Raw genomic sequence first — 5,831 nt, forward strand, 5'->3', positions numbered from 1 at the left:
TCTAGACGAAACGGAGCCGCTCGCGTCCTAAGGCGATCAGCCGTTCCAGCGCGGGAGCGTCGGGCCCAAGCGGACCCGGGCCGAACAGGAAGGCCCGTTGACTGGCCTTCTCGTCCTCGTCGAGCAGCACCATCATCAGGCCGGCCCGGCTGCCGAACCGGCGGAACAGGGTGCCCTTGCCGACGCCGGCCGCCGTGGCAATGTCGTCCATGGTGACCGCGTCGGGGCCCCGCTCGGCCACGAGCCGGCGGGCGGCGTCGAGCAGCAGTGCACGGTTACGGGCGGCATCGCCGCGTTCCGGTGGCGTGGAGACCGGGAACTCGCCCAGCTGATCGACGCTCACCCTTGCACTTTAGCTCAGACGGAATTAATCGGACCACGGTCCGGTTGCTTCATGCGACGATCGGAACGAGCCATTGAAGGGAATGAGGAACATGTCGGATAGCAAGGTATTGGTACTAGTGGGCAGCCTGCGCGCAGCGTCGGTGAACCGTCAGCTGGCCGAATTGGCCGCCGAGTCGGCCCCGGAAGGCGTGACGCTGGTGCCGTTCGACCGGCTGGGCGAGCTGCCGTTCTACAACGAGGACATCGACGGTGACGACGTCGCCGAGTCGGTGCAGGCACTGCGCCTGGCCGCGGCCGAGGCAGACGCCGCGCTCGTCGTCACCCCCGAGTACAACGGCAGCATTCCCGGCGTACTGAAGAACGCCATCGACTGGCTGTCGCGCCCATTCGGCAACGGCGCGCTGAAGGACAAGCCCGCGGCCGTCATCGGCGGGTCATTCGGTCAGTACGGCGGCGTCTGGGCGCACGACGAGACCCGCAAGTCGTTCGGCTTCGCCGGCCCGCGGATCGTCGAGGATCTCAAGCTGTCGGTGCCGTTCAAATCGCTCGACGGGAAGCACCCGCGCGAGAACGCCGAGGTGGCCGCCGGCGTGCGCGAGGTCGTCGGGAAACTGGTCGCCGAGATCGGCTGATCGGTACGTTTCAACGCAGAGCCGCCGACGAACCCAGGTTCGTCGGCGGCTTTGCTGTCTGGCGGTGCGATCCGACGGGTTGTCGGTGCCCGGTGGTAGAACGGCCGTATGGCCCGACACACCCCCTCTCGTGACGCGCGACACGCCGGGTGGTTCCGGGTCGCGGAGGTTACGACCTGGGAATTTCATCAATGTTGTTCAGAACATCTTGTATCCGTTCTGAATGTCGGCCACTAGGTGTAGTGTCTTGCAGACCGACAGACCCCCACGGTTCCCAAGCTTTCAAGGGTCGGCCGGAGCTCCCAATCCGGTGGTGTCGGGTTCCCAGACACGCCGGATTCGTAGCCTCGGTCGGCAGAAATCTCAGGAATTTCGAGGGTCCCGGGTCCGCTGAACATAGTGGAGATGCACCAACCCGATCAGTTGCCAGTCACGTCAAGTAATAGTTTCAAATTCCGCAGAGGAGCCGTACCGAAGATGACCGTCACCGTGTACACCAAGCCCGCTTGCGTGCAGTGCAACGCCACCTACAAGGCGCTGGACAAGCAAGGCGTCGCCTACGAGAAGGTCGACATCAGCCTGGATACCGAGGCGCGTGACTACGTCATGGCGCTGGGATACCTGCAGGCGCCCGTCGTCGTGGTCGGCAACGATCACTGGTCGGGCTTCCGGCCGGACCGGATCAAGGCGTTGGCCGGGGCGGTCGCAGTCACCGCATAACGGGTATTCGACGACAGGTGCTGGAAGGGAGAGATGCCGATATGACCGGTGGCAATCTCGTCTACTTCTCCAGCGTCTCGGAGAACACGCACCGCTTCGTGGAGAAGCTGGGCATGCCCGCCACCCGTATTCCGGTCCATGGTCGTATCGAGGACCCCGAGTTCATCAAAGAGCCCTACGTGCTGGTTCTGCCCACCTACGGCGGAGGGCATGCCAACGGGCCCGATCCCGATGCCGGGGGATACGTCCCCAAACAGGTCATCGCCTTTCTCAACAATGAACACAACCGGTCGCTGCTGCGCGGTGTCATCGCCGCGGGCAATACCAACTTCGGCGCCGAATTCGGCTACGCGGGTGACGTCGTCTCCCGCAAGTGCGGCGTGCCCTACCTCTACCGCTTCGAACTGATGGGAACCGAGGACGACGTCGCAGCCGTCCGTGCGGGTCTCGCAGACTTCTGGAAGGACCAGACGTGCCACCAACCGTCACAGCTGCAGAGCCTGTAACCTCCAGCGCGCCCAACGCGCTACCCGGGGAGACGGACTACCACGCGCTCAACGCGATGCTGAATCTGTACGACGCGAACGGCAAGATCCAGTTCGAAAAGGACCGGGAAGCCGCGAATCAGTACTTCCTGCAGCACGTCAACCAGAACACGGTGTTCTTCCACAATCAGGACGAGAAGCTCGACTACCTGGTCAAGGAGAACTACTACGAGCGCGAGGTGCTCGACCAGTACTCGCGCAACTTCGTCAAGACCCTGCTGGACCGGGCCTACGCCAAGAAGTTCCGGTTCCCGACGTTCCTCGGCGCGTTCAAGTACTACACCTCCTACACGCTGAAGACGTTCGACGGGAAGCGCTACCTCGAGCGGTTCGAGGACCGGGTCTGCATGGTGGCCATGACGCTGGCCGCCGGCGACACCGTGCTGGCCGAGAAGCTCGTCGACGAGATCATCGACGGCCGGTTCCAGCCGGCCACGCCGACGTTCCTCAACTCGGGCAAGAAGCAACGCGGCGAGCCGGTCTCGTGCTTTCCGGCGGGAACTCCAGTGGATACTCCGGACGGCCCGCAGGCGATTGAGACTCTGACGACGGGTGACCGGGTGCTCTCACACGACGGGTCGTTCTCCGTCGTCGAGTCCGTCATCGAGAACCCCAATGATCAAGCGCTCATTCGTATCTCGCATTTCGGGCACAAGGAGCCAATCCTCTGCACTCCCGAGCATCCGATCCTGGTGTGGACGACGCGCGAGGTCGACACGCTCATCGACGATGACGGTGCCGATCCCTTCAACGGGTTCGTGTGGCTGGCTGCGAAGGACATTCATCCAGCGGACTTCATCGTGACCGCAGCTCCGCTAGAAGGACGCGAGCGGCGCGTACACGACTTGATGGAGCACGTCGGCTCCGGCGAATACGAAGAAGTCGATGGCCTCATCCGCAAGGTCAACACCGATCTCAAGCACCGCAACAAACAGCGCCACCACATGAAGTTCGTGTCGGTGAACCGCCACGTCGAGGAGTCCTACGACCTTGGCCTCATCCTCGGCTGGTACATCGCCGAAGGCCATATTTCGAAGCGCTCCGGGGCCAATGACCGGACTCCGAATGGCATCCACTTCACGCTTGGCGCACACGAACTCGAGTACCAGCGGGAGTTGGCGGCCGCGTTCAAGCGCGTATTCGCCGCGGATCTCTCTATCCACCAAAGTGTGTCGGACCAGTCGGTTCGCATGGTGTGCAACAGCAAGGTCGTGGCGTCACTCTTCCTGTCGATGGTGGGTACCGGATATCACTCGAAGCGCTTGTCGCACGACGTCATGACGGCCGACGACGAGTTTCAGATTGGCCTGCTGGCGGGACTGTTTCGCGGCGACGGGTGCACTACCACCGGTGGCATGGTTCTCGACCTCGTAAACCCGGAACTCATCGATCAGGTGCAGTTGATCCTTCGCCGTCTCGGCATGATGTCCGTGGTTCGGCAATACGTCAACCAGGCTGGCAATGTCACGGGTCAGGTATTCGTCCCCGGGCTGCCCGGCATCAACGAGGACTTCATCTACTCCGTCGGTAAGAACCTGCACAACTACGTGGGACGCAAGGGGTCATTGCGCACCACGTACCAGGTGGTGCATGGGCGGCATGTATACGGAATCCGCGACATGGCGGTCACGGGGGAGACTCCGGAAAAGGTGTACAACCTGCACGTCGAGGGCACGCATACGTACACGATTCGTGGCACCGTCGTGCACAACTGCTTCCTCCTTCGCATAGAAGACAACATGGAGTCCATCGGGCGCTCCATCAACTCGGCGCTGCAGCTGTCCAAGCGGGGTGGTGGAGTCGCGTTGCTGCTGAGCAACATTCGCGAGCACGGCGCGCCGATCAAGAACATCGAGAACCAGAGCTCGGGCGTCATCCCGATCATGAAGCTGCTCGAGGACTCGTTCTCCTACGCCAACCAGCTGGGTGCGCGCCAAGGTGCCGGCGCGGTCTACCTGCAGGCGCATCACCCCGACATCTACCGGTTCCTCGACACCAAGCGCGAGAACGCCGACGAGAAAATCAGGATCAAGACGCTCTCGCTCGGTGTGGTGATCCCCGACATCACGTTCGAACTGGCCAAGCGCAACGAGGACATGTACCTGTTCTCGCCGTACGACGTCGAGCGCGTGTACGGGGTGCCGTTCGCCGACATCTCGATCACCGAGAAGTACTACGAGATGGTCGATGACGCACGGATCCGCAAGACCAAGATCAAGGCGCGCGAGTTCTTCCAGACGCTGGCCGAGCTGCAGTTCGAGTCGGGCTACCCGTACATCATGTTCGAGGACACGGTGAACCGGGCTAACCCGATCGAGGGCAAGATCACCCACTCCAACCTGTGCTCGGAGATCCTGCAGGTCTCCACGCCGTCGATATTCAACGACGACTTGTCGTATGCCAAAGTGGGCAAAGATATTTCGTGCAACCTCGGTTCGCTGAACATCGCCAAGACGATGGACTCGCCGGACTTCGCCCAGACCATCGAGGTGGCGATTCGCGCGCTGACCGCGGTGAGTGACCAGACCCACATCTGGTCGGTGCCCTCGATCGAGCAGGGCAACAACGACTCGCACGCGATCGGGCTCGGACAGATGAACCTGCACGGCTACCTGGCCCGCGAACGCGTCTACTACGGTTCCGAAGAGGGCATCGACTTCACCAACATCTACTTCTACACGGTGCTCTACCATGCGCTGCGCGCCTCGAATCGCATTGCGATCGAACGCGGTTCGCACTTCAAGGGCTTCGAGAACTCGAAGTATGCCTCCGGCGAGTTCTTCGACAAGTACACCGAGCAGGTCTGGGAACCCAAGACCGACAAGGTGCGTCAGCTTTTCGCCGACGCGGAGATCCGTGTTCCGGACCAGGACGACTGGAAGCGGCTGAAGGAGTCGGTGCAGACCCACGGCATCTACAACCAGAACCTGCAGGCGGTCCCGCCGACCGGATCGATCTCCTACATCAACCACTCGACGTCGTCGATCCACCCGGTCGCGTCCAAGATCGAGATCCGCAAGGAAGGCAAGATCGGCCGGGCCTACTACCCGGCGCCGTATCTGACCAACGACAACCTGGAGTACTACCAGGACGCCTACGAAATCGGCTACGAGAAGATCATCGACACCTACGCGGCGGCCACCCAGCACGTGGACCAAGGGCTTTCGCTGACGCTGTTCTTCAAGGACACCGCGACCACCCGTGATGTGAACAAGGCGCAGATCTACGCCTGGCGCAAAGGTATCAAGACGCTGTACTACATCCGGCTGCGGCAGATGGCGCTGGAAGGCACCGAGGTCGAGGGCTGCGTCTCCTGCATGCTGTGACGCCTGGCGTTCCGGCAGCCAGTCTGCCCAGGTCAGCGGCTGCACCGGGGTATGGTGCTTGACGTGGTCAGAATTCCGCGACCCCCGCTGCCGCACGCCGGGCCCAAGCCCGGTGTGAAGGTCGACGCGCGCAGCGAACGCTGGCGCGAGCACCGTAAGAAGGTGCGCGGCGAGATCGTCGAGGCGGCGTTTCGCGCCATCGACCGGCTCGGGCCCGACCTCAGCGTCCGCGAGATCGCCGAGGAGGCCGGCACCGCAAAACC

The 5,831-nt window shown here is 62.5% G+C and carries 4 protein-coding genes and 2 pseudogenes; 5 read left to right on the top strand and 1 reads right to left on the bottom strand.

Annotation, left to right across the window (positions count from 1 at the left end; all coding sequences use genetic code 11):
• Nucleotides 1-4: 4 nt before the first annotated feature.
• Nucleotides 5-343 (bottom strand): annotated as a pseudogene (locus tag QOC69_RS03110) (TetR/AcrR family transcriptional regulator); the annotation flags it as partial.
• Nucleotides 344-434: 91 nt separating this feature from the next.
• Here QOC69_RS03110 and QOC69_RS03115 point away from each other — a divergent pair.
• From QOC69_RS03115 to QOC69_RS03135, 5 genes and pseudogenes are all read left to right on the top strand, one after another.
• Entirely contained in the window at nucleotides 435-977 is a 543-nt protein-coding gene (locus tag QOC69_RS03115) for an NADPH-dependent FMN reductase (RefSeq protein ID WP_526436250.1), read from the top strand.
• 477 nt (nucleotides 978-1,454) lie between these two features.
• Nucleotides 1,455-1,697 (top strand): redoxin NrdH, encoded by a 243-nt coding sequence (locus QOC69_RS03120; protein WP_526436253.1) that lies wholly within the window; start codon nucleotides 1,455-1,457, stop codon nucleotides 1,695-1,697.
• 41 nt (nucleotides 1,698-1,738) lie between these two features.
• Complete coding sequence (nrdI, locus tag QOC69_RS03125; RefSeq protein ID WP_526436255.1) at nucleotides 1,739-2,203, top strand: class Ib ribonucleoside-diphosphate reductase assembly flavoprotein NrdI; 465 nt, start codon at nucleotides 1,739-1,741, stop codon at nucleotides 2,201-2,203.
• Nucleotides 2,170-5,568, top strand: a complete 3,399-nt coding sequence (gene nrdE, locus QOC69_RS03130; RefSeq protein WP_526436257.1) for a class 1b ribonucleoside-diphosphate reductase subunit alpha — start codon at nucleotides 2,170-2,172, stop codon at nucleotides 5,566-5,568. The genes nrdI and nrdE overlap by 34 nt, the downstream gene beginning before the upstream one ends.
• A 63-nt stretch (nucleotides 5,569-5,631) precedes the next feature.
• Nucleotides 5,632-5,831: pseudogene (locus tag QOC69_RS03135) on the top strand (TetR/AcrR family transcriptional regulator); the annotation flags it as partial.

It is taken from the genome of Mycobacterium sp., assembly GCF_032162105.1.
GTDB lineage: Bacteria > Actinomycetota > Actinomycetes > Mycobacteriales > Mycobacteriaceae > Mycobacterium.

Coding starts and splice junctions, on each gene's coding strand:
- nrdI (WP_526436255.1), top strand. CDS start 1,739: ATGACCGGTGGCAATCTCGTCTACTTCTCCAGCGTCTCGGAGAACACG.
- QOC69_RS03120 (WP_526436253.1), top strand. CDS start 1,455: ATGACCGTCACCGTGTACACCAAGCCCGCTTGCGTGCAGTGCAACGCC.
- QOC69_RS03115 (WP_526436250.1), top strand. CDS start 435: ATGTCGGATAGCAAGGTATTGGTACTAGTGGGCAGCCTGCGCGCAGCG.